The organism is Parabacteroides sp. Y3-G-102, assembly GCF_023656845.1.
Lineage (GTDB): Bacteria > Bacteroidota > Bacteroidia > Bacteroidales > Tannerellaceae > Parabacteroides > Parabacteroides distasonis.
This window is the reverse complement of the sequence record NZ_JAMOKU010000009.1, coordinates 115,161-137,433: the sequence shown is the minus strand read 5'-3', so window position 1 is coordinate 137,433 and position 22,273 is coordinate 115,161. Positions and strand designations below refer to the sequence as shown.

Below are 22,273 nucleotides of genomic sequence, written 5' to 3'. Positions count from 1 at the left end.
TCCTTCAGCATACGGAGCTTGAACTCCATGCTGTAATTTTTACGTTCTCTTAACTTGTTTGACATGTTACACACGTTCTTTTAATTGTTAATTACGTGTGAAGTAAATCTGTATCATGTCACTGCGTTTTGCGGCCAATTACTCTTTAGGAGTAACGAAAGCGGTATATACTTGTAAGATAGCGGCTACGCTCAAGCAAAGGATCCACTCGGTACGGTTGTTGAACATAAAGCCGGAAGATACGATCATTAGAAGTCCGGCGAATACGTTGAAACGGTGGAGCCGACGGCGACGAAAGTCCAAGTCCTTAACCGGAAGGGTCAGATAGCAAACGGCTATACCCGCCGCACCGGCAGCGAATAAATAAGGGGCGACAGCCCAATGAGTAAGAAACAATACGGCACCGGCTAATACGAGTAATCCCGCTACGCCGAAAATAATCGATCTGATTTGTTGATTCATTTATTTGTCCTTGATAATAAAAACATCCTCGTTCGACCTTTTCATAAAATACTCTTCACGGGCGAAACGTTCCAGTCCCTCCTTGTCCGTATGCAGGTCGTTTAATTTCTTGCTGTTGATCTCGATCTCCTTTTGATAATGTTTGATCTCTTTCTCCAAGCCGCGTATTTTCTCGTCGTACGTATAGCGTTTATACAGGCTGCTATCGCCCACCGTAAAGGTGACGATAAGGAACACGATGGTAACCAACCAATAAGCGTTGATCCACGATAGATACTTTATGTAAAACTCTTTTATGCGTGACATCGAAACATCGTTTTCGCGAAGATAATGAATTATTTTGTTTATCTTTGTCTTATCAATAAAAAGCAGAGAATGGATAATTATATTGTATCGGCAAGAAAATATCGCCCGTCCACTTTCCGGAGTGTAGTAGGGCAGAAGTCTCTTACCACTACGCTGAAAAACGCGATACAAAGTAACAAATTAGCGCATGCTTATCTGTTTTGCGGTCCTCGTGGAGTAGGAAAGACCTCGTGTGCCCGTATCTTTGCGAAGACAATCAATTGCTTGAATCCGACGGCGGATGGCGAGGCTTGCAATGCGTGCGAGTCGTGCCGGGCTTTCAATGAGCAGCGTTCTTACAATATCCATGAACTGGATGCCGCCTCGAATAACTCGGTGGACGATATCCGTACCTTGATCGACCAAGTGCGTATCCCGCCTCCAATCGGTAAATACAAAGTCTTCATTATTGACGAGGTCCATATGTTGACAACCGCCGCTTTCAACGCATTCTTGAAGACATTGGAGGAACCTCCGCATCATGCTCTCTTTATCTTGGCTACGACCGAGAAGCACAAGGTGCTTCCCACGATCCTTTCCCGTTGTCAGATCTATGATTTCTCCCGTATATCCATCGCCGACATGGTGGAGCATTTGCAATATGTCTCTTCGCAAGAGGGGGTAACAGCGGAGCCGGAAGCCTTGAACGTGATCGCCCAGAAAGCGGATGGAGGTATGCGCGACGCTTTGTCTATCTTTGACCAAGTGGTAAGTTTTACGAATGGAAATATCACGTATCAAGCGGTTATCGATAACTTGAACGTGCTGGATTATGAGTATTATTTTCGTCTGACGGATGCGATCTTATCTGGCAATGTGCGGGCATCTTTATTGATCTTGAACGAGATATTAGGCAAAGGATTCGACGGGCAGAATATCATAACCGGTTTGGCCGGGCATTTCCGGGATTTATTGGTATGCCGGGATGAGTCCACCTTGGTGCTATTCGAGGTGGGGGCTTCTATACGTGAACGATATAAGGAGATGGCGAAACATTGTCCGGATCAACTTCTGTTCAAGGCGATAGAGCTAGCGAATACGTGTGATTTGAATTATCGTGCCAGCCGCAATAAGCGTCTTTTATTGGAATTGACGTTGATTCAGCTCTGTCAATTAACACAGGTAGCCGCCGACGATAAAAAAAAAGCGCTGATTGAGCCGATCGCCGGGACGAATCCAGCTTCTCAAGCGGTGAATAGCGGGAAGCCTCAACAGCCGCCTCAAGCTCCTTCAGTTACGGCAGCGGCCGGTGCTCCACAAGTTATGAGTACGCACATGCCGAGCTCGGTTCCTGCGCCACCTCCGTCTACAGCGCCTAATCCGGTTCGTAGAACGGCTCGTCCGATGGGAATCTCCATGAAGGAGATCGGAGTGGAGAAGCCTAAGCAACAAACCGTTCAACAAGCGACAACGAACGTAAAGGAGGTAGTAACTCCCTTTGACAATGATTCCTTGGTTCGTGAATGGGATAATTACGCCGCAACGATTGACAAGAAAGTGTATCTTAAGAATACGATGATCAATTGCAAGCCTACCTTGCAAGAGAATTATTATTTCGAGGTAGCCGTACATAACCCGGGGCAGCAAGAGGAATTGATCAATAATGCGATCCATATCCTGCCATTTCTCCGCCAGCATCTTACTAATAGCCGTATCCAGATGCGTGTCCGGATCGTAGAGGGAAATGAGAAGCATTTGGCTTATACATCCACGGAGAAGCTAGAGTTGCTGATGAAGATAAATCCTACCTTGGGTCGTTTGAGGGATGAATTTAATTTGACGTTAGATTAAGTAGATATGCTAAAGATCCCAAGAAGGGATCTTTAGTCTTATTTTTTATTCCTTTGTCTCAAGATAAACCACTTGAGTTTGCAAATACTCCTCAAGTCCATGTTTTCCATCCGCGCCACCGATTCCGGATTTACGCCATCCCGCATGGAAGCCTTGCATAGCCTCAAAATTCTCACGGTTAATATAAGTCTCCCCGAATTTTAAGGAACGCATTACCTTGAATGCGTTATCCAAGTTTTGTGTATATACGGAAGATGTCAATCCATATTCGCAATCATTCGCCCATGCGATAGCGTCGTTGATATCTGAATATTCGACAACCGGCAGTATGGGGCCAAAAGTCTCTTCTTGTATGATATCCATTTTCTGTGTAACACAATCCAAAACGGTCGGTTCGAAGAAATATCCTTTTGTACCGATCCTATGCCCGCCACACAGTAGCCTAGCACCTTGCTGGATCGCTCTCTCTACTTTTTTCTCCATAGACTCCAATGCGCTGGCTTCAATAAGCGGTCCCATATCCAGATCCGCGACCTCATTGGGGTTTCCTACTTTTACCTGCTTCATGCCGGCGACTAGTTTTTCCATGAAGGTCTCTTTTATCGCTTTGTCTACATAAACCCGTTCGGCACAATTACATACCTGTCCGGTATTGATCACACGAGAGGCAATAATAGACTTAACAGCAAGATCGATATCTGCGTCCTTCATCACGATAGCCGGGGCTTTACCTCCTAACTCCAGAGAAACTTTCGTGATATTAGGAGCGGCAGCGGACATGGTTTGTTGTCCGGCTCCCACGCTTCCAGTCAGACTAACCATACCTACTTTCGGATTCGCCGCGAGTTCATGCCCAATCACGCTACCCCGTCCATTTACCAGATTGAAAACACCGGCAGGCAAACCTGCCTCCTCCACGATCTGTGCGAATACGTATGCGTTCTCTGGCGTAAGCTGGCTAGGTTTTATCACGATCGTATTTCCGGTGATCAAGGCCGGAGCGGCTTTACGAGCGACTAGAAAGAATGGGAAATTCCAAGGTAGGATACCTGTCGTTACTCCAATCGGTCTCTTAAATAAGAAAATGTTTTCATGAGGGCGGTCACTGGGAATGATTTCCCCTTCGTACCGACGGGCCCAGCCTGCCATGTAATCCATATAATCCGCGGTAAAAAGAACTTCAACATTGGCGAGTCCTTGGGTTTTGCCTCCTTCACGGACGATGATGTCGGTCAGTTCCTTCTCTCTCTTACGGATGCCTGCCGCTATCTTTGTCAGATAAGCCGCCCTTTCTATAGAGGGTGTTCTTTCCCATTGATTCTGCGCTTTCTCTGCGGCATCGATCGCTTTTCTGGCATCTTCAACCGTCCCGTCGGGCATCAGTGAAATAACCTCTTCGGTAGAAGGATTCAATACCTTGATCCATTTCCCAGACTCATTCTCAATGAATCTGCCATCTATAAACATTTTCAATTCTTTCATGATACTATTTTTAGGTTGAATAATTTGTTCTTAAAAGTACGGGAAAGGAAGGAATGGCAATGTTTTAAAAATGATAATAGTTCTATCAGAAATGATAGTGAATCAAGATAATAGGGTAGATATAGAAAAACAGCCTCAAGAAGTTGATCTTCTCAAGGCTGTTTTTTTATAGAATGATCGTTTTTCGTTTTAGCAGGCTTTGAAGCTCATATCCAAGCTCTTCACGGAGTGAGTCAAAGCCCCTACGGAGATGAAGTCTACGCCACATTCCGCGTAATCACGTAATGTGTCGAACGTGATACCGCCGGAAGACTCTACCTCGAAACGTCCGTTGATGCGGCGAACCGCTTCTTTTGTATTCTCGATATTGAAATTATCCAACATGATACGATCGATACCGCCTACTTTCATGGCTTGTTCCAACTCGTCGAAGTTACGAACCTCGATCTCGATCTTTAGGCTCTTTCCTTTCTCTTTCAGATAGTTTTGCGCACGTGTGATCGCTTGCTCGATGCCGCCGGCGAAATCCACATGATTATCTTTCAATAAGATCATATCGAACAAACCGATGCGATGGTTCATGCCGCCACCGATACGTACGGCCTCTTTCTCGATCATACGCATACCGGGAGTTGTCTTGCGAGTATCCAAAACGTGTGTCTTGGTGCCTTCCAACGCCTTGGCGTATTTACGGGTCGTAGTAGCGATACCGCTCATGCGTTGCATAACGTTCAGCATCAACCGCTCGGTCTGCAATAAGGATTGGATCTTACCTTCCACCACGAACGCTATATCCCCTTTTTTCACTTCGGCTCCGTCTTGTATAAAGACGGTCATTTTCAGTTCCGGATCGAAGTCGTGGAAGATACGTTTAGCCATTTCCACGCCGGCCAATACGCCATCTTCCTTGATGATCAGCTGGCTTTTCCCCATCGCAGTCTCGGGGATGCAACATAAGGTGGTATGATCACCATCGCCAATATCCTCGGCAAACGCTAATTTGATTAAGTCGTCAATAAGTTTGTCCATCTTTTATTCTATTCTGATTGATTGTATAATCGCTGTATTCCCTTCGGCACGGTACGTGATGTTTACACGGTACTCACCGGAAGACGTCGGAAGCTTTCCGACAAGGAAACCGCTTTCCTTTTTATCCGCATGATGTACGACCGAGAATCCGGAAGGCTTATTCGAACTGAAAAATGAGGACAACATAGAGACGGCCTCACTTCCGTTACATTTCTTAGAGGAACCGGGCAAGGCTACATCCACCACCTTATCCATAGCACCGGATAGAGAGGAGGCATTTCCTGCCTTGAAAGCATTTGATATACTGGTAATATCCGCCGCCTGCGCACATACGAATGCGAATATCAAGGCGAATGTAAGTAAGAGTCGTTTCATAAGCTTTCTTTATTTTATTGAGTAATTAGTGGCAAAGGTATGTATTTTTCTTGTAACTTAGCCTTTCTAAACCTGTAAATGTAAGTAGATGAAGATTGGACTGATTGTGATTGGTAAGACGGATGCCGGTTATTTTGTGGAGGCTATCAATGAGTATAAAAATCGCTTGACGCATTATATACCCTTTGAAATGGAAGTCATACCGGATATAAAGAACGTGAAGAACCTCTCAGAGGCGCAGCAAAAGGAGAAAGAGGGCGAATTGATTTTAAAGGCTTTGCAGCCCGGCGATTATTTGGTGTTGCTGGACGAGAAAGGGAAGGAGTTCACCTCCATGCAATTTTCTACTTATCTGGAAAAGAAAATGCATACGGTCCCGAAACGCTTGGTATTTGTGGTGGGCGGTCCTTACGGTTTTAGTGAGGCCGTGTATAAGGCGGCATCGGAAAAGATCTCGTTGAGCAAGATGACTTTTTCCCACCAGATGATCCGATTGATCTTTATCGAGCAGATTTACCGGGCGATGACGATCTTGAATAACGAGCCTTACCATCATGAATAACCGCATCGTTTAACGCCGGTATCCGCATAGCCCTACGCCTATACTGGCGTAAGTTCACACCGATACTGCCGTGAGGCTATGCGAATACTGGTGTTTTTCTCCCGGATTAATGGACTAATTTCAGGCCGACGATCCCTATCAATATCAAGGATAAGAACAATAATCTGAATATATTCGCGGAATCATGGAAAAACAAGATTCCAAGAAGAACAGTCCCTATAGCCCCGATCCCGGTCCAGATTACATAAGCCGTACCGATCGGGATGCTTTTCTGGGCGAGATATAAGAAATAACCGCTTAAGCCCATGGATAAGATCGATAAACCTATAAACCAAATAAAATATTTGGAATGCATACTTGCTAATTTAAAGCCCAGCGGCCAGCCGATCTCGAATAATCCGGCTATAATTAACAGAATCCAAGCCATATAGAATTAGTCTTAAAAGTTTTCCCGTGTCTTCTGGATCAATAAATAATCCAATAAAGTCATGGCGGTCATAGACTCGACGATAGGTACCGCACGAGGCAATACGCATGGATCATGACGTCCGCGTGCCTTTAATATCGTATCCTCTCCCTCCATGTTAACCGTTTCTTGTTCCATCAAGATCGTAGCGACCGATTTAAAGGCTACCCGGAAATAAATATCTTGTCCGTTGGAGATCCCTCCTTGGATACCGCCGGAATTATTGGTACGAGTATTGATATGCCCGTTATCATTGAAAAAGCGATCGTTCCTTTCCGATCCGCGGAAGAAGGCGGCGTTGAATCCGTCTCCATACTCGAAGCCCTTCACGGCGTTGATCGTAAGCATCGCATGTCCCAACGCGGCATGTAACTTGCCGAACACAGGCTCTCCCAATCCGACGGGAACCCCTTTCGCCACACAGGTAATAATACCGCCGATCGTATCTCCTTTTGATTTGACCTCGGCGATCAAGGTTTCCATCTCTGAGGCGGTCTTCGGGTCCGGGCAACGTACGTCGCTCTCCTCCGTCAAGCTTAAATCATAATCTTGGTAACTACCCGCTAATTGGATCGGGCCGACCTGCGAGGTATAAGCTTGGATCTGTATGCCGTATTGCTTAAGGGCGAGTTTAGCGATGGCCCCAGCCACGCAACGAGCGATCGTTTCCCGGGCGGACGAACGTCCACCTCCACGGGGATCACGGATTCCATATTTCGTTTGATAGGTATAATCAGCATGGGAAGGACGGTAAACCGTTTTCATATTGTCATAGTCCGAGGAATGTTGGTTTTTGTTCCAGATGATGAAACCTATCGGCGTACCGGTTGTCTTTCCCTCGTAGATGCCGGAAAGAAATTGTACCTCATCATCCTCTTTACGGGGGGTCGTGATACGGGATTGTCCCGGTTTACGACGGTTCAGCTCTTGCTGGATGAATGCCGTATCTAATTCGATCCCGGCTGGGCATCCGTCGATCACGCCGCCGATACCGGGGCCGTGCGATTCGCCGAACGATGTTAATCTATAAATATTACCAAAAGTATTCACCGTTTTGTCTAATTGAAAATTGAAAACTGAAAATTGAGAATCAAAAGCCGATGATTAGGCACTTCTCCTAATTTTCAATTTTCAATTCTCAATTTCCCATTATTTAGTGGCATCCACCACAACCACAACCACCCTCGTGGTTATCGCCACAATCGCTACCGCAATCGTCGCAACCGCAACTACATCCACCTGCGGGAGCGGAGAAGGCTGCGATCTCTTCCGCTGTCGGTTCGTGTACGTCGATTACCTCGCCGCTGAAATGCAAAGTCTCGCCAGCCAACGGATGGTTGAAGTCCATTACCACGATATCATCCTTCACTTCCAATACAGAGCCGTTCATACGGTTGCCATTAGAATCCATCATCGGTACGGTATTACCTTCCTTGATCATCTCGGCGTCGAATTTACCGTCCACCTCGAAGATATTCTTCGGAAGATCCAATACGTGCTCCTCGTTATATTCGCCATAAGCCTCGGCTGGCTCGATGGAGAAGTTGAACGTGCCACCTACTTCCAGCCCGTTCAAGGCTTTCTCGAATGCCGGAAGCATCATGCCTGTTCCGTAGATGAATTTCAAAGGAGCCTCGACCGTCGCTTTTTCCATTAACTCACGTTCTTCACCTTCGCCAACGTTCAGGTCGTATGTAACCGCAACGTATTTGTTTGCTGTAATTTTCATTTGTCTTGTATTTTAAATATGTATAGAAATGCTCGCAAAGATACGATTTTATTTCTTATCCACCGCCTTTTTAAGAGCGTTCATCGCTTTATCTAAAACAGAGCGGGGGCAACCAATGTTCAAACGCATATGGCCTTCTCCCCCGGGACCGAAGATACTTCCGTCGTTCAGCGCTAGTCCGGCTTTGTCTTTGAACAGGTGTACGAGTTCATCTTGACTTAATTCCAGTTCCCTGCAATCCAACCAAACGAGGAAGGAGGCTTGGGGCTGGTAAACTTTTATCTTGGGGAGATGTAGTTTCATGAACTCTTCCACGAAACGTACATTCTCCATGATATACATTCGCATTTGTTGCAACCATTCGGCGCCATAGGTGTAAGCGGCGGTTGTCGCCGTATAAGCGAAGATCGTGCCATCGCCAAACTCTCCGGCCTCAAGGAAAGAGTAAAATTCTTCCCGGATGCGATCATTGGGTACGATTGCGTAGGAAGTCACGATACCGGCGATATTGAACGTCTTGCTCGGTGCCATGAAAGTTACGCTGCAAGAAGCGGCAGTATCCGATACGGAGGCAAATGGATAATGCGTATACTGAGGATAGGCCATTTCCGCATGAATCTCATCGGAGATAACCAAAATATTGTGCTTGGTGCAAATCTCGGCCAATCGGACCAAGGTTTCCTTTTTCCAGACGATCCCGCCCGGATTGTGAGGGTTGCAGAGGATCAATACCTTGCATTTATCATCTATAATAGATTCAAGATGATCGAAATCCATCTCATAGATGCCGTCTACCATCTTTAGCGGATTATAAACGACCTCACGCTTCATTTTCTCCGGAACGATGCGGAACGGATGATAAACAGGGGGCTGGATGATGACCTTATCTCCTTTTTGCGTAAAGCATTGGATAGCGAAAGCGATTCCCTTTACGATTCCCGGGATATAGCTGATCCATTCCCGTTGTATTTTCCAGTTATGTTTGTAGTGTACCCAATTGATGATACTCTCGTAATACTCGTCGGAGCCGAATGTATAGCCGAATATCTCGTGCTCACAACGTTTCTTCAGGGCCTCTACAATAAAGTCCGGTGTGCGGAAATCCATATCCGCCACCCATAGTGGTATCAGATTCTCGTCACCGAACATCTCTTTCAAACGGTCGAATTTCACGCAACTCGTCCCATGCCGTTCGATAACTTCGTCGAAGTTGTAGTGTTTCATATTTTTATTAACGATCAGTTTCTTAATTGCTATTGGGGTCAAAGATACAAATTATTATATTTATTGTTTATCCAAATCAAAGTATGAAATGCTGTATATTAGGAAATCGGCGATATATTTAATGAATCGTTTACTTAAATGGCTTATCAAACCGTGAACTGGCAAAATGTCAAAGTGTTATTATTGCTCTCTGTGGGTGATGAATTATGGGGCGGGGGCTTGGTCGCACGGAAAAAGCGCAAGCATTTGATGGTTGTGTAAATCAGAATGATGTTTGAATGCAGGTGTTGTTGGTCTTTTTTATGATTGATGTTTGAATAGCTGTCTATCGGTTGAGTATTTAAGGCTTTCTCTGTCTGAAAGTCATTTTGAAAATGTCTTTGCTTGAGCTGCTTCTAGCGTGGGTTATGCCGGATTTAGTCTTGATTTTAGGTGATTTTCATTCGAATGTTAACAAAATTTAGTCCGATACTTGATGAAATTTCTTCCTTATGTTCTTCAGAAAACTTCCTTATGTTTTTTCTAGAACACTATTATGAATTTTTTCAAGGCTATTTATAGTCTACAAGTGTTAATAAATATGTGATTTAGAGTTTATATGTATCTTTTTTATCGCTAGAATAGGATTTTCTTATGAGATACGTGTTATCGTAAGTCGTGTTATCTGATAAAAATGTTATCTGGAATCTGTTTTAGATAACATTTGTCTTTTTACTGTTTCTGTTTGGAAATCGAAGTTTTTTCCCTTCTATACCTTCCGATTCCTAAGTAATACACTCTTGCTCCTGTTAAAATGCAATCCTAAAATGGTATTTGCTTGAGAATTGAAAGAAAAATGAAGAATTTTCTTTTAAATCCTTTGCGCATATCAATTATTGTTCTACATTTGCAGCGTCAAACAAACAAAGACAATAAGAAAAGATGATGAACAACGTATTGCATATTATTCTCGTGGTGGTCCTTCTAGTCATTAGTAGGTAAGGAGAAAGGTGTGTAAGAAGTTGTGAAGTCGTAGAGATATTTCTTAAGCCTTTCTCCATATAGGGAAAGGCTTTTTTATTATAAATAAATCAAGGTAGAGGCGTGGATAAAGCACTCTACGAACAAAAAATAGGAAAGAGATGAAGAATCCGTTAAGAAGCTCATTTAGCACCGAAGGTCGTAGGATGGCCGGAGCCCGTGCGCTATGGCGTGCCAACGGGATGAAAGAGGAACAGTTCGGCAAGCCTATTATCGCTATCGTAAATTCATTTACCCAGTTCGTGCCGGGGCATACGCATTTGCATGAGATCGGGCAATTGGTCAAGGCCGAGATCGAGAAACAAGGTTGTTTCGCCGCTGAATTTAATACGATCGCTATCGACGACGGTATCGCTATGGGGCACGATGGGATGCTTTACTCGCTTCCTTCACGCGACATTATCGCGGACAGCGTGGAATATATGGTAAATGCCCATAAGGCGGACGCTATGGTTTGCATCAGCAATTGCGATAAGATCACGCCGGGTATGCTTATGGCTTCCATGCGATTAAATATCCCGACGGTGTTCGTGTCCGGTGGCCCGATGGAGGCAGGTGAGCTGGATGGCCGCCATCTTGATTTGATCGACGCGATGATTGAGTCTGCCGATACATCGGTAAGCGATGAGCGTATCGAGCAGGTGGAACGCCATGCGTGTCCGGGTTGCGGTTGTTGTTCCGGTATGTTTACCGCTAACTCTATGAACTGCTTGAACGAGGCGATCGGTCTGGCGCTTCCGGGTAACGGGACGATCGTGGCTACCCATAAGAACCGTATCCAACTTTTCCGTGATGCGGCTAAGCAAATCGTTGAGAACGCTTACAAATACTATCGTGACGGGGATGATTCCGTGTTACCTCGCAACATCGCTACCCGTCAGGCTTTCTTGAACGCCATGTCGCTGGATATCGCCATGGGGGGGTCTACCAATACAGTGCTTCACTTATTGGCCGTGGCACAAGAAGCCGGCGCCGATTTTCATATGGAGGATATCGATATGTTATCCCGCAAGACTCCTTGCCTGTGTAAGGTAGCCCCGAATACGCACACTTATCATGTACAAGACGTAAACCGTGCCGGTGGAATCCTCGGTATCATGAACGAGTTGATGAAAGCCGGGCTTGTGGATGGCAGCACGAGACGTGCGGACGGCCTGACCTTGGCCGAGGCTGTTGATAAATACGCCGTCACTTCCCCGAACGTAATGGAGGAGGCGATTCGTAAATACAAGAGCGCTCCCGCTCATCGGTTCAGTATCCAGATGGGCTCCCAAGAATCTTATTATAAGGAATTAGATACGGATCGTGCCGAAGGTTGTATCCGTGACGTGGAGCACGCTTATTCCAAGGATGGCGGCTTGGCTGTTTTGAGAGGGAATATCGCCTTGGACGGATGTGTTGTAAAAACCGCCGGTGTGGATGAGAGTATTTGGAAATTCTCCGGCCCGGCGAAAGTCTTCGATTCACAGGATGCCGCTTGCGAGGGCATTTTAGGAGGCAAGGTCGTTTCAGGCGATGTGGTCGTCATCACGTATGAGGGTCCGAAAGGGGGGCCGGGAATGCAAGAGATGTTATATCCTACCTCTTATATAAAGAGCCGTCACTTAGGTAAGGAGTGCGCCTTGATCACGGATGGTCGTTTCAGTGGCGGTACGTCCGGTCTTTCTATCGGGCATATCTCTCCCGAGGCCGCTTCCGGTGGCGCTATCGGACTGGTGAGAGACGGGGATATCATCGAGATCAATATCCCGGAACGTTCCATCAACGTGCGGTTGAGCGACGAGGAGTTGGCCGAGCGCCGTAAAGCGGAAGAGGCACGTGGAAAGAAAGCCTTTACGCCGCCGACGCGTCAGCGTGAGGTCTCGAAAGCGTTGAGAGCGTACGGGAAGATGGTTAGCTCCGCCGATAAGGGAGGTGTAAGGATTGTTGAAGATTAAAGCCAATAATATACATTAAACACGTTATTTCTTATGGAGAAACAAAAGATAACCGGTTCGGAAGCTTTGCTGAAAGCGTTGATTGCTGAAGGAGTAGATACTATCTTCGGTTATCCCGGAGGACAGGCGATACCTATTTACGACAGTTTATATGATTATAGGGACCAGTTGAGGCATGTATTGGTGCGCCACGAGCAAGGCGCTACCCATGCGGCTCAAGGATATGCCCGTGTATCCGGCAAGGTAGGAGTGACGTTGGTTACTTCCGGCCCGGGCGCTACGAATACCATCACGGGTATCGCTGATGCGCTGATGGATAGTACGCCAATGGTCGTAATCGCCGGTCAAGTACCCTCGCCGTTGTTGGGAACCGATGCTTTTCAGGAAGTCGACGTGATTGGCATCACGCAACCGATCACGAAATGGGCTTATCAAATCCGCAAGCCGGAGGAGATCGCATGGGCTGTTTCTCGTGCTTTTTATATCGCTTCTACAGGCCGTCCGGGTCCAGTTGTGCTGGATTTAGCGAAGGACGCGCAAGTAGGGTTGGTGGAATATGAATATAAGAAGGTCGATTACGTACGTAGTTATCAACCGGAGCCGGATATCAATAAGGATCGTATCAAGGCCGCCGCCGATTTAATCAATGAGGCGAAGAAACCCTTCTGTCTGGTCGGGCAGGGAGTATTGTTAGGCGGTGCGGAAGAGGAATTGAAAGCGTTTCTCCAAAAGAATGATATACCTGCCGGATCTACGGTATTGGGCTTATCCGCGTTGCCAACCGATTTCCCATTGAACAAGGGAATGCTCGGCATGCATGGAAACGTAGGGCCGAACCGGAAAACGAATGAGTGTGATGTATTGATCGCTATCGGTATGCGTTTCGACGACCGTGTGACTGGCGATTTAAAGACATACGCTAAGCAAGCCAAGATTATCCATCTGGATATCGACAACTCGGAAATCGGCAAGAATGTTGCCGTGGACGTAAAGGTGCTGGGGAATGCCAAGCACACGATACCGATGATCACGGCGTTGCTGGAAGAACGTAAACGTCCGGAATGGAATGCCGAGTTCGATCGGGACGAGAAAGAGGAATACGATAAGGTAATCGAGAAGGAATTGTATCCGACCGAGGGCCAACTGAAAATGGGCGAGGTAGTCCGTAAGGTTTCCGAGGCGACCGGTAACGACGCTGTATTGGTGACCGACGTTGGGCAGAACCAGATGATGGGCGTCCGCTATTTCAAATATAAACAAACCCGTAGCGTGGTGACTTCCGGAGGTTTAGGTACGATGGGATTTGGTCTGCCGGCCGCTATGGGCGCAAAGTTCGGGGCTCCGGACCGTACGGTCTGCTTCTTTACCGGTGATGGGGGTATGCAGATGACGATTCAGGAATTGGGTACCATCATGCAGGAGAAACTGAACGTGAAGATTATCATTCTTAATAATAACTTCTTAGGTATGGTACGTCAGTGGCAAGAATTGTTCTTCCACGAGCGTTATTCAAACACCATCATGGAGAATCCGGATTTCGTGGCGATCGCCAAGGCCTATGGTATCGCCGGCCGTGCCGTTGAAAAGCGGGAGGAATTGGACGACGCTATCGCTGAGATGCTAAACCACGACGGCGCTTACGTGTTGGTCGCTAACGTGGAGACTTGCGGAATGGTATATCCGATGGTTCCTGCCGGGGGAAGCGTGACAAACATGATTATGGGAGACGAGAAATAAGGAGGAGATGAAGCTATGACAACAAAGAAATTATATACCGTTATTATCTTTTCAGAGAATATCGTAGGTCTTTTGAACCAGATAACGATTATCTTTACACGCCGACAGCTGAACATCGAGACTCTGTCCGTCTCTCCGTCCGCTATCAAGGGCATCCATAAGTTTACGATCACGACATTCGCCGATGAGGATATGATCGATAAGGTGGTGAAACAGATCGATAAACGTGTGGATATCTTGAAGGCTTATTATAATACGGATGAGGATCTGGTTTATCAAGAGATCGCCCTTTATAAGCTAAGTACCGAGCTTTTCATCAAGATGGGAACCGTGGAGGGATTGATCCGTAAATACAACGCTCGTATCTTGGAGATGAACGAGACCTGCGTGGTGTTGGAGAAGAGTGGCCACTATGACGAGACACAAGCCTTGTTCAATGAGTTGAGCGAGACGATCGGTGTCCTGCAATTCATCCGCTCCGGACGTGTGGCTATCACGAAGAGCAAGGTGGAGCGCTTGAGCGATATGTTGGCCGATATGGAGCGAAAGTTACATGAAAAGCAACAATAATAAGATATGGAGAAAGTAGGATTATTTCATTTCGTGGCGGAGCCGTATTTGATGGATTTCAGGGGACGTGTAACGCTCCCTATGATTGGTAACTATTTGATTCACGCCGCTTCCAGCCATGCCGGAGAGCGTGGGTTCGGTTTCAATGATATGTCGGAGCGTCATACGGCTTGGGTGTTGTCCCGTCTGGCTATCGAGATGAAGGAATATCCTACCGCCTTCGATAAGATTAATCTATACACTTGGATCGATGAGGTCGGACGCCTCTTCACCAGTCGTTGTTTCGAGCTGGCGGATGAGAATGGGAAAACCTTTGGATTCGCCCGTTCTATTTGGGCGGCTATCGACGTGGAGACCCGCCGTCCTACCTTATTGGATATAGAGGCATTGGGCAAATATATCGACGAGCGTCCGTGCCCGATCGAGAAGCCGGGCAAGATCATGCCGGCGGAGAATAAGGCGGAGGGAATCCCGTATTCGATCAAATACAGCGACTTGGATATCAACGGTCACTTCAATAGCGTGAAGTATATCGAGCATCTTTTGGATTTGTTCGATATCGACCAGTTCAAGACCCGTGAGATCGGCCGTCTGGAGATCGCCTACCAATCCGAGGGTAAACAAGGTATGCCGCTTACGCTTCATAAGGCGGAGTCCGCTCCCGATAAGCAAGACATGGCTATTTGCCATGAGGGAAAGGCGATCTGTCGTGCGGCGGTTACTTGGAGATAATAAAAGAGATACATAAATAGGTTTTTAAACATTAATAGTTAAAAAGAAAATGGCACAAATGAATTTTGGCGGTGTTGTAGAGAATGTAATGACCCGCGAGGAATTTCCGTTGGAAAAGGCAAGAGAGATATTAAAAGATGAGACAATCGCTGTTATCGGCTATGGCGTACAGGGACCGGGACAGTCATTGAACCTTCGTGACAATGGCTTCAACGTAATCGTTGGCCAGCGCCAAGGTAAGACTTACGATAAAGCGGTTGAGGACGGATGGGTTCCGGGTGAGACTCTGTTCGGTATCGAGGAGGCTTGCGACAAGGCCACGATCATCATGTGCTTGTTGTCCGACGCTGCCGTAATGTCTGTATGGCCTACGATGAAGCCTTATTTGACAGCTGGCAAGGCCCTGTATTTCTCTCATGGTTTCGCGATCACTTGGAACGATCGTACGGGCGTTGTTCCTCCCGCGGATATTGACGTGATCATGGTCGCTCCGAAGGGGTCTGGTACGTCTTTGCGTTCCATGTTCCTTGAGGGTCGTGGCTTGAACTCTTCTTTCGCTATCTATCAAGACGCTACTGGCAAGGCGATGGATCGTACGTTGGCGTTGGGTATCGGTATCGGTTCCGGCTACTTGTTCGAGACGACTTTCATCCGTGAGGCTACTTCCGATTTGACTGGTGAGCGTGGTTCCTTGATGGGCGCTATCCAAGGTTTGTTGTTGGCCCAGTATGAGGTATTGCGCGAGAATGGACATACTCCTTCCGAGGCTTTCAACGAGACGGTCGAGGAGTTGACTCAATCCTTGATGCCTTTATTCGCCAAGAATGGTATGGACTGGATGTACGCGAACTGCTCTACTACCGCCCAGCGTGGCGCTTTGGACTGGATGGGTCCGTTCCACGACGCAATCAAGCCGGTTGTCGAGAAATTGTACGCGAACGTAAAATGCGGTAACGAGGCTCAGATCTCTATCGACTCTAACTCCAAGCCGGATTATCGTGAGAAATTGGAGGCTGAATTGAAGGCATTGCGCGAGAGCGAGATGTGGCAGACAGCTGTTACTGTACGCAAGCTTCGTCCGGAGAACAACTAATCCAATCTTAATCCTTATATATCAGCAAAAAGAGGCGGGTCACTTACGGGTGGCTCGCCTTTCTTTGTGTTATTCGATGTGGATATTCTTTGTTTTCTTGATCTTTCGCATGCTGGATGCGGAATCGACGATGTCCAGTACCTCGATGCGTTCCTCGGTGATGCGGTAGATGATAAGGTGTGAATCTAGGATGATGTTCCGGTACATGCGGCTTTTCGTGGCTAGGTGTCGGCATTCGGGATAATAAGGATAGGTTTGGTCTAACTCGTATAAGATGGATTTTATCTTGTTAGCGTATAATTCCGCTTGGTAGAATCCAAATAAGTCAAGGCCTTGAACATATACATTATCGTAACTTTCCCAAAATAAACTACTGGTTATAACCTGCTTTTGAGTAGGTCTTGCTTCCATGCCTCAAAACGTTTAAAACCTTCATCTAGGGTTAGGAACGGTCCCTTCTCAATCTCATGGATATGTTCCCAGATCTCTTCTTGGGTGAATTGCATCGGCTTGGTAGGATCCCACTTGAGCTTTGCGGGTCCGGTCTTGGTCTTACGTGTCTTTGCGGTCTTGGCCGTAGTTTCCTTGGCGGGGATGTTGCTTAATTTTGTCATAGTCGTAATCGTTATTAATTAGTACTGTGGCAAATGTATGGAATAATTTCCATGTAATAAGATATTTGGTAAGGAAAAAAGTAGGTCTATAGGATTAACTTATTACCCAGTTGTAGAGGCGGGGCATGCCCCGCCTCCATTCCCTTAAAATGGTATTCAAATTTATTTATGTCACATAACCGCTATTTTTAATCGCTTATCCGCTATATACACATAATAAGCATGAATTTTGGGGGGTGGGGCGTGCAGGCCTTTATTACATATTTTTTTATTTCTTATATTTACTACGTCTTATTCATTAAAAGAGTATATGAAAATCATATGATAATGTGTGATGGATATATAATGTTAACCTTTTTTATCAGTACGCACTTGATAAATCGGAATAATTGTGTAACAAGCAAGCTGACCTATATATATTCTGTTTGTACGACGAGCCGGTTCGTGGAGGATTTCCTCCGCGGACCGGCTCGTCGTGTTTGCGGACAGCCTATGCGGGAAAGGTCATCCCACCGACACGACACGCTAAGCCGGGAATGGCGAGAGAATCCCGGCGCACGACATCTTGGCAGCAAGCCGGGAAGGTGGTCTCCCGCCTTGAAAAAGGCTGTTTTGACAGGTCCGACACCAGACCCTGTTCAGTCCGACACCAGACCTCGTTCGGTGTCGGACCGGACGGGGTTCGGTGCCGGAGTCTCATTTTCCCCTTTCCGGCAGGTAGCCATTAACCTTTAAAAATGACATTATGGCATTTTATAAGAAAAAGAAGCAGAAAGTCAACGGACTGTGGTATCCCATGGCCGTTACGGTAGGCAAGCCGGTCAACACCGATGAGGTGGCGGACCGCTTGGCGCAGATCTCCACCGTGAGCCGTGCGGACACGTACGCCGTCTTGAAGGACCTCGCGGGTGTCTTGGCCGATTATATGGCGCAAGGCCGTACAGTGAAGATGGACGGCCTGGGCACGTTCTACTACACCGCCAATACGATCAAGAACGGGGTAGCGGACGAGAAGGACGTGAGCGCCGCGCAGATCGCCGGCGTACGCGTGCGCTTCATCCCCGAGGCTCGCAGGAGCGGCAGCGGACGCAACATGGTCCGCTCGCTGATCAGCGACAACATCTTCTGGGTGGAGCTGCCGGCCGACGCAAAGACCACCGATCCCGGACAGGGCGGTGGCGGCGATTCCGAGAGCCCGGATGAGATCTGATCCGGCTCCTCTGGCATATCCCCGCCGGGGCTTGGGACGGCTAGCGTATCCGGGCCACCGGCGGGAATATCTTTCTGGCTAGCGTATCGATGTCTTATCATAGGGGAGATGTCGATACGCATTACGAATGTAAAAACACCTATCTATAAATTTATTGCTTATGAAAACAATTTTACGAGGAATTAGTATGAGGTTGTCGCTCATCGCGATGGTCTTATGTTTATGCGCCGCATGGCCGGGGCATGGACTGGCTTGGGGTATGGCCGGGTCGGCGAGCCCGGCGGGAATGACACCCGGGGCTCGACAGAGCCAGGCGGAAGGGGAGGTACGGTTTTCCAATACTCTGGATCCTGTAGCTTATAGCTTTATCTACAAGTGGGATCCGATGGCTACTTGGAGCTTGAATTTCAATATCGAGAACTTCACGAAGGGCATGGCTGTACGTGTACAGCTGGCGAACACGGCGAATCCGGACGGGGTAGAGTTCCGCTTTGAGGATTCTGAGCCGGCGCAAACGTTAGACAATGGCGGCTTTTGGATACCGACGCAGCATGTTAGACCAATTGACTACCAATAGTTTGAAACTTAAATGGTAGGAAAGTCTGATTTTGCCCCTTTTCCTGCGCTGAACTTTTGCAAAGATAATGCGTTTTTCCGGTACAAGGAAACAAATGAGAAGACTTTGATAAAAAAGGCGATTTTGGGTGTAATTTTGTAAGTCTTTCAATGATATTTCGAAAGATGTTGTAGGGTGCTTCATCTGTTATTATGTTGTGATTATACCGCAGATTATTTCTCCAAGATTGAATACGAAGTGACTTATACCGATTGCTGGCGAAAAGAAAAATCAGTCGGGTAAATCTTTCTTTTCCCTCTGTTTGACTTAACTTTATTGCCCGTGTATATAATAACGGTCATTAAAGTCAAGTTGAGTATCTTTTTCTTTTGGCAAGTCAATAATTATGCGCATTCGTTGGCTATTTCAAAACATATTACTACTTTTGTATTGTAAATATCAATACAGTGAATATAATGGCGATATATAGTATTTAATTATCAGTATAATGATATATAAATATGAAAGATTTGTTTGAATACTCCACTCCTGAGCTAGTACGCATGTTGGGGACTCGTTTTAAGGAATATAGAATGCGGTGCAATCTGACACAAAAAGAAGTGTCGGAACTCTCAGGTGTCGGACTGACTACCATACACAAGTTTGAAAATGGTACGGCAGGCAATCTTTCATTGTCAACATTTATTCTCTTGTTGAAGGTGGTAGGTCAGATTAATTCTTTAGACGATATTTTGCCGGAATTGCCCGAATCGCCTTATCTTATGCGTGAAAATGAGAAAAAAGCGCAACGAATCAGACACTCTAAATAAGACATACAGATATGATGAAGTCGTTAAAAATAATACTTTGGGAAGAAGAAATTGGTCGCTTGGCTTGGGATGAACGCCGACATCTTTCTTATTTCACATATAATCCCGATTTTATCAGAAAAGGATTGAATATATCCCCTTTGGTTGCACCTGTTGATGGTACCAGAGGGCTGTTGCCTGTTTGGGGTGAAGATGCCAAGATTTACCAGAAGCTTCCGGCATTTGTCGCAGATTCATTGCCTGATGCCTGGGGTAACCAATTGTTTGATTTATGGCGTCAACAGCAAAAAATATCCAATTCAGAGATAAATCCGTTGGATAAGCTCTCGTTTATTGGCAGACGAGGAATGGGAGCGTTAGAATTTATTCCGGAAACTAACAGGGAGCGAAGAACAGAAAAAATAGATGTTAAGTCGTTGGCAGATTTGGCAGAACGCATTTTTGTAGAAAGGGAGAATGCCCGTATTATGCCGGAGGAGTCCATAACCATGCAATCTTTGTTGACTGTAGGTACATCCGCTGGGGGGCGTCAGCCGAAAGCGATTATTGCGATAAACAGAGAAACAGGAGAGATACGAAGCGGTCAAATTGCAGCTTTGGAAGGATATGACTATTATCTTCTCAAATTTGGTAACTCCGAATATTGTTCGGCAGAATTAGAAATGACTTATTATAAGTTGGCAACTATGGCAGGTATCAATATGATGCCGTCAATGTTATATTCAGTGGATGGAAACAATCATTTTTTAACCAGACGGTTTGATCGTAATGGTGGAAAAAAGATTCATACACAGACTTTGGCTGCCATATATCCCGATGCAGAGAGTTATGAGCAATTGACTTCTGTTTGCCGCAAACTCCATCTACCGGATGCAGATTGTCAGGAAGTATTTCGAAGAATGGTCTTCAATATTCTGTCGAATAACACAGACGACCATAACAAGAACTTTTCATTTATTATGAATGAAGATGGTGCCTGGCGTCTTGCTCCTGCATACGATATTACCTACATCATTGACAGGGGCGGCTATTTGCCGAACAAGGAGCATTGCATGTATATTCGAGCCAAACTGTATGACATCACACGCTCGGATGTTATTGAATTTGCCCGTGATAACGGAATTCGTCGCCCCGATGCTATCATCAAAGATGTTGTTTCTTCATTGAAGCAATTCCGTACAATAGCAATAGAGAATGGTGTGTCAGAATCATGGATAGGCAGAGTAGAGTCAACTATCGCCAACCACCTGAAGGTATGGGGCGAATGGGAGTGCGAAGTCGAAGATGCTGCAATGGAAATCGATGGACACACCATCAGCAATATGCGTGTTGAGCAAACTTATAAAGGGAATTACCATCTGCTGGCAAGCATTGATGGCGTAGAAAGGAAATTTGTGATAAATAAAAAGAATGCAGACTTTGCCTATATAGAACAAATTGGTTTGGCAAATCTTACGACTGAGTATTTGAAAACTCTGGTGGAAAAATGTTTTAATCTGTAAGGTTAAGTTATGCTGACCAAAAGAAAACCCCTTTACAATGAGGATGCTGGGTGATCATTACGATGTTTGCGTTACGATAATTATGTAATGGTAAAAATCAGTATTTTCAGTTATTCGAAAAATTCAAATAACTGAAAATACTCCATCACAACATATCATATAATATGCAAAACCGAGCTTTTTTATTTACTATATGATACATTAAGGTCTTAAAGCATATCAACCAAGACAATATTTGCTACAAGACAAGGAACTTGCCCGGATCAAAACCGTTGGCGATATGTTCGTTTTCAAAAACATACCCCATCTGATTGCAAACGACCTTTGTTCCGTTTATCTCAGCATCAATGTTGGTATGCGAATGCCCATAAATCCATGCGTCAATGCGACTGTCGGCAATAAGCCTACTCAATTCAGTTGCAAAAGCACTATTCAGCACAGAACCCTTATGGTGAGGGGCGACGACCTCCAATGTTGGAAGATGATGAGTCACCGCCACAATGTGTTTCGCAGTACTTTCTGCCAGACTTTGTTTGATAAAATCCAAACAGAAACTGTGCATCTTATTGAATTCCTCTGTCTGGAGCAATTTGCTATTATACATTATCTGCCGAAAATCGTTCATACCTTTCCATACAAAATACTCGTCAGATGGAGAAATCTGAGACCACAAAGTGCTCATGATGAAATCGGTATCATCAATCCGCACTACCTTATTCTGATAATATCCTACATTCTTCTTGAACATCCAATTCCATTGCAATCCCTTATCCATCACATCACAATAATTGTAATACTCATGGTTTCCGGGCACAATGAGCACCTGACGATAATTCTCAGATGCCCATTTCCAGAAATTAGCCAAAGGCGCAACTTCGTTTTTCAGATAGAATATATCTCCGGCAAGCACCAGAACATCGCCCGTTACAGGCAATTCATTATGTTTTATCCACCTGCTGTTGTCGCTGAACTCTAAATGCAGGTCGCTCATATATTGTATTTTCATT

General features: G+C 45.9%; 24 protein-coding genes. 12 read left to right on the top strand and 12 right to left on the bottom strand.

The window, feature by feature from the left end:
* Window positions 1–138: 138 nt before the first annotated feature.
* Both NBH16_RS06480 and NBH16_RS06475 read right to left on the bottom strand, forming a co-directional pair.
* Window positions 139–462: a hypothetical protein gene (locus NBH16_RS06480; RefSeq protein WP_005864364.1), complete on the bottom strand. Its 324-nt coding sequence runs from the start codon at window positions 460–462 to the stop codon at window positions 139–141.
* Window positions 463–768, bottom strand: a complete 306-nt coding sequence (locus NBH16_RS06475) for an FtsB family cell division protein (RefSeq protein ID WP_005854418.1) — start codon at window positions 766–768, stop codon at window positions 463–465. It lies immediately after the preceding gene.
* A gap of 69 nt (window positions 769–837) precedes the next feature.
* On the opposite strand from NBH16_RS06475, the gene NBH16_RS06470 reads away from it, so the two are divergent.
* Complete coding sequence (locus NBH16_RS06470) at window positions 838–2,598, top strand: DNA polymerase III subunit gamma/tau (RefSeq protein ID WP_036613276.1); 1,761 nt, start codon at window positions 838–840, stop codon at window positions 2,596–2,598.
* 45 nt (window positions 2,599–2,643) lie between these two features.
* On the opposite strand, the gene aldA is transcribed toward NBH16_RS06470, so the two are convergent.
* The 3 genes from aldA to NBH16_RS06455 form a co-directional block, all read right to left on the bottom strand.
* Window positions 2,644–4,080, bottom strand: a complete 1,437-nt coding sequence (gene aldA, locus NBH16_RS06465) for an aldehyde dehydrogenase (protein ID WP_122382975.1) — start codon at window positions 4,078–4,080, stop codon at window positions 2,644–2,646.
* Between the two features lie 189 nt (window positions 4,081–4,269).
* Window positions 4,270–5,109, bottom strand: coding sequence for a carboxylating nicotinate-nucleotide diphosphorylase (nadC, locus tag NBH16_RS06460; RefSeq protein ID WP_005854425.1), 840 nt, complete (start codon window positions 5,107–5,109; stop codon window positions 4,270–4,272).
* Between the two features lie 3 nt (window positions 5,110–5,112).
* The gene (locus NBH16_RS06455; RefSeq protein ID WP_008780051.1) at window positions 5,113–5,484 is read right to left on the bottom strand and encodes a DUF4783 domain-containing protein; all 372 of its coding nucleotides are present in this window, start codon (window positions 5,482–5,484) and stop codon (window positions 5,113–5,115) included.
* An 88-nt stretch (window positions 5,485–5,572) separates the two neighbouring features.
* On the opposite strand from NBH16_RS06455, the gene rlmH reads away from it, so the two are divergent.
* On the top strand, window positions 5,573–6,046 hold the full coding sequence (gene rlmH / locus NBH16_RS06450; protein ID WP_005854430.1) for a 23S rRNA (pseudouridine(1915)-N(3))-methyltransferase RlmH: 474 nt from the start codon (window positions 5,573–5,575) through the stop codon (window positions 6,044–6,046).
* 106 nt (window positions 6,047–6,152) lie between these two features.
* On the opposite strand, the gene NBH16_RS06445 is transcribed toward rlmH, so the two are convergent.
* From NBH16_RS06445 to NBH16_RS06430, 4 genes are all read right to left on the bottom strand, one after another.
* Entirely contained in the window at window positions 6,153–6,473 is a 321-nt protein-coding gene (locus NBH16_RS06445; protein ID WP_005854432.1) for a DMT family transporter, read from the bottom strand.
* A gap of 12 nt (window positions 6,474–6,485) precedes the next feature.
* Window positions 6,486–7,562 (bottom strand): chorismate synthase, encoded by a 1,077-nt coding sequence (gene aroC, locus NBH16_RS06440; RefSeq protein WP_005864373.1) that lies wholly within the window; start codon window positions 7,560–7,562, stop codon window positions 6,486–6,488.
* Window positions 7,563–7,665: 103 nt separating this feature from the next.
* Window positions 7,666–8,241 (bottom strand): FKBP-type peptidyl-prolyl cis-trans isomerase, encoded by a 576-nt coding sequence (locus NBH16_RS06435; protein WP_005854436.1) that lies wholly within the window; start codon window positions 8,239–8,241, stop codon window positions 7,666–7,668.
* A 48-nt stretch (window positions 8,242–8,289) separates the two neighbouring features.
* Window positions 8,290–9,465, bottom strand: coding sequence for a MalY/PatB family protein (locus NBH16_RS06430; protein ID WP_008778607.1), 1,176 nt, complete (start codon window positions 9,463–9,465; stop codon window positions 8,290–8,292).
* Between the two features lie 1,121 nt (window positions 9,466–10,586).
* Between NBH16_RS06430 and ilvD the strand changes: the two genes are divergently transcribed.
* Genes ilvD through ilvC form a run of 5 tightly spaced genes read left to right on the top strand, consistent with a single transcriptional unit; the run spans window position 10,587 to window position 16,554 of the window.
* Window positions 10,587–12,422, top strand: coding sequence for a dihydroxy-acid dehydratase (gene ilvD, locus NBH16_RS06425; RefSeq protein ID WP_250788242.1), 1,836 nt, complete (start codon window positions 10,587–10,589; stop codon window positions 12,420–12,422).
* Between the two features lie 33 nt (window positions 12,423–12,455).
* Window positions 12,456–14,159: a biosynthetic-type acetolactate synthase large subunit gene (gene ilvB / locus NBH16_RS06420; RefSeq protein ID WP_048927571.1), complete on the top strand. Its 1,704-nt coding sequence runs from the start codon at window positions 12,456–12,458 to the stop codon at window positions 14,157–14,159.
* 15 nt (window positions 14,160–14,174) lie between these two features.
* Window positions 14,175–14,729 carry an acetolactate synthase small subunit gene (gene ilvN / locus NBH16_RS06415; RefSeq protein ID WP_008780057.1) on the top strand — a complete coding sequence of 185 codons (555 nt, stop codon included), beginning with the start codon at window positions 14,175–14,177 and terminating at the stop codon, window positions 14,727–14,729.
* 6 nt (window positions 14,730–14,735) lie between these two features.
* Window positions 14,736–15,461, top strand: a complete 726-nt coding sequence (locus NBH16_RS06410; protein ID WP_005864388.1) for an acyl-[acyl-carrier-protein] thioesterase — start codon at window positions 14,736–14,738, stop codon at window positions 15,459–15,461.
* 49 nt (window positions 15,462–15,510) lie between these two features.
* A complete protein-coding gene (gene ilvC, locus NBH16_RS06405; protein ID WP_005864389.1) occupies window positions 15,511–16,554 on the top strand; it encodes a ketol-acid reductoisomerase in 1,044 nt (347 codons plus the stop codon).
* Window positions 16,555–16,623: 69 nt separating this feature from the next.
* Here ilvC and NBH16_RS06400 read toward each other — a convergent pair whose 3' ends face one another.
* Together NBH16_RS06400 and NBH16_RS06395 are read right to left on the bottom strand one after the other, a co-directional pair.
* Window positions 16,624–16,965, bottom strand: coding sequence for a type II toxin-antitoxin system RelE/ParE family toxin (locus tag NBH16_RS06400; RefSeq protein ID WP_250788241.1), 342 nt, complete (start codon window positions 16,963–16,965; stop codon window positions 16,624–16,626).
* Entirely contained in the window at window positions 16,932–17,168 is a 237-nt protein-coding gene (locus NBH16_RS06395; protein ID WP_008773525.1) for a hypothetical protein, read from the bottom strand. The genes NBH16_RS06400 and NBH16_RS06395 overlap by 34 nt, the downstream gene beginning before the upstream one ends.
* A gap of 372 nt (window positions 17,169–17,540) precedes the next feature.
* Between NBH16_RS06395 and NBH16_RS06390 the strand changes: the two genes are divergently transcribed.
* The 5 genes from NBH16_RS06390 to NBH16_RS06370 all read left to right on the top strand — a co-directional run bounded on the left by NBH16_RS06390 (window position 17,541) and on the right by NBH16_RS06370 (window position 21,266).
* Window positions 17,541–17,903: a hypothetical protein gene (locus NBH16_RS06390; RefSeq protein ID WP_250788240.1), complete on the top strand. Its 363-nt coding sequence runs from the start codon at window positions 17,541–17,543 to the stop codon at window positions 17,901–17,903.
* 10 nt (window positions 17,904–17,913) lie between these two features.
* Window positions 17,914–18,378, top strand: coding sequence for an HU family DNA-binding protein (locus NBH16_RS06385; protein WP_008773523.1), 465 nt, complete (start codon window positions 17,914–17,916; stop codon window positions 18,376–18,378).
* Between the two features lie 160 nt (window positions 18,379–18,538).
* Window positions 18,539–18,955, top strand: coding sequence for a hypothetical protein (locus NBH16_RS06380; RefSeq protein ID WP_250788239.1), 417 nt, complete (start codon window positions 18,539–18,541; stop codon window positions 18,953–18,955).
* Window positions 18,956–19,455: 500 nt separating this feature from the next.
* Window positions 19,456–19,764: a helix-turn-helix domain-containing protein gene (locus NBH16_RS06375; RefSeq protein ID WP_013612025.1), complete on the top strand. Its 309-nt coding sequence runs from the start codon at window positions 19,456–19,458 to the stop codon at window positions 19,762–19,764.
* An 11-nt stretch (window positions 19,765–19,775) separates the two neighbouring features.
* Window positions 19,776–21,266, top strand: coding sequence for a type II toxin-antitoxin system HipA family toxin (locus NBH16_RS06370; protein ID WP_118108275.1), 1,491 nt, complete (start codon window positions 19,776–19,778; stop codon window positions 21,264–21,266).
* A gap of 238 nt (window positions 21,267–21,504) precedes the next feature.
* Here NBH16_RS06370 and NBH16_RS06365 read toward each other — a convergent pair whose 3' ends face one another.
* The gene (locus NBH16_RS06365) at window positions 21,505–22,272 is read right to left on the bottom strand and encodes a metallophosphoesterase (RefSeq protein WP_178869909.1); all 768 of its coding nucleotides are present in this window, start codon (window positions 22,270–22,272) and stop codon (window positions 21,505–21,507) included.
* Between the last annotated feature and the right edge of the window lies 1 nt (window position 22,273).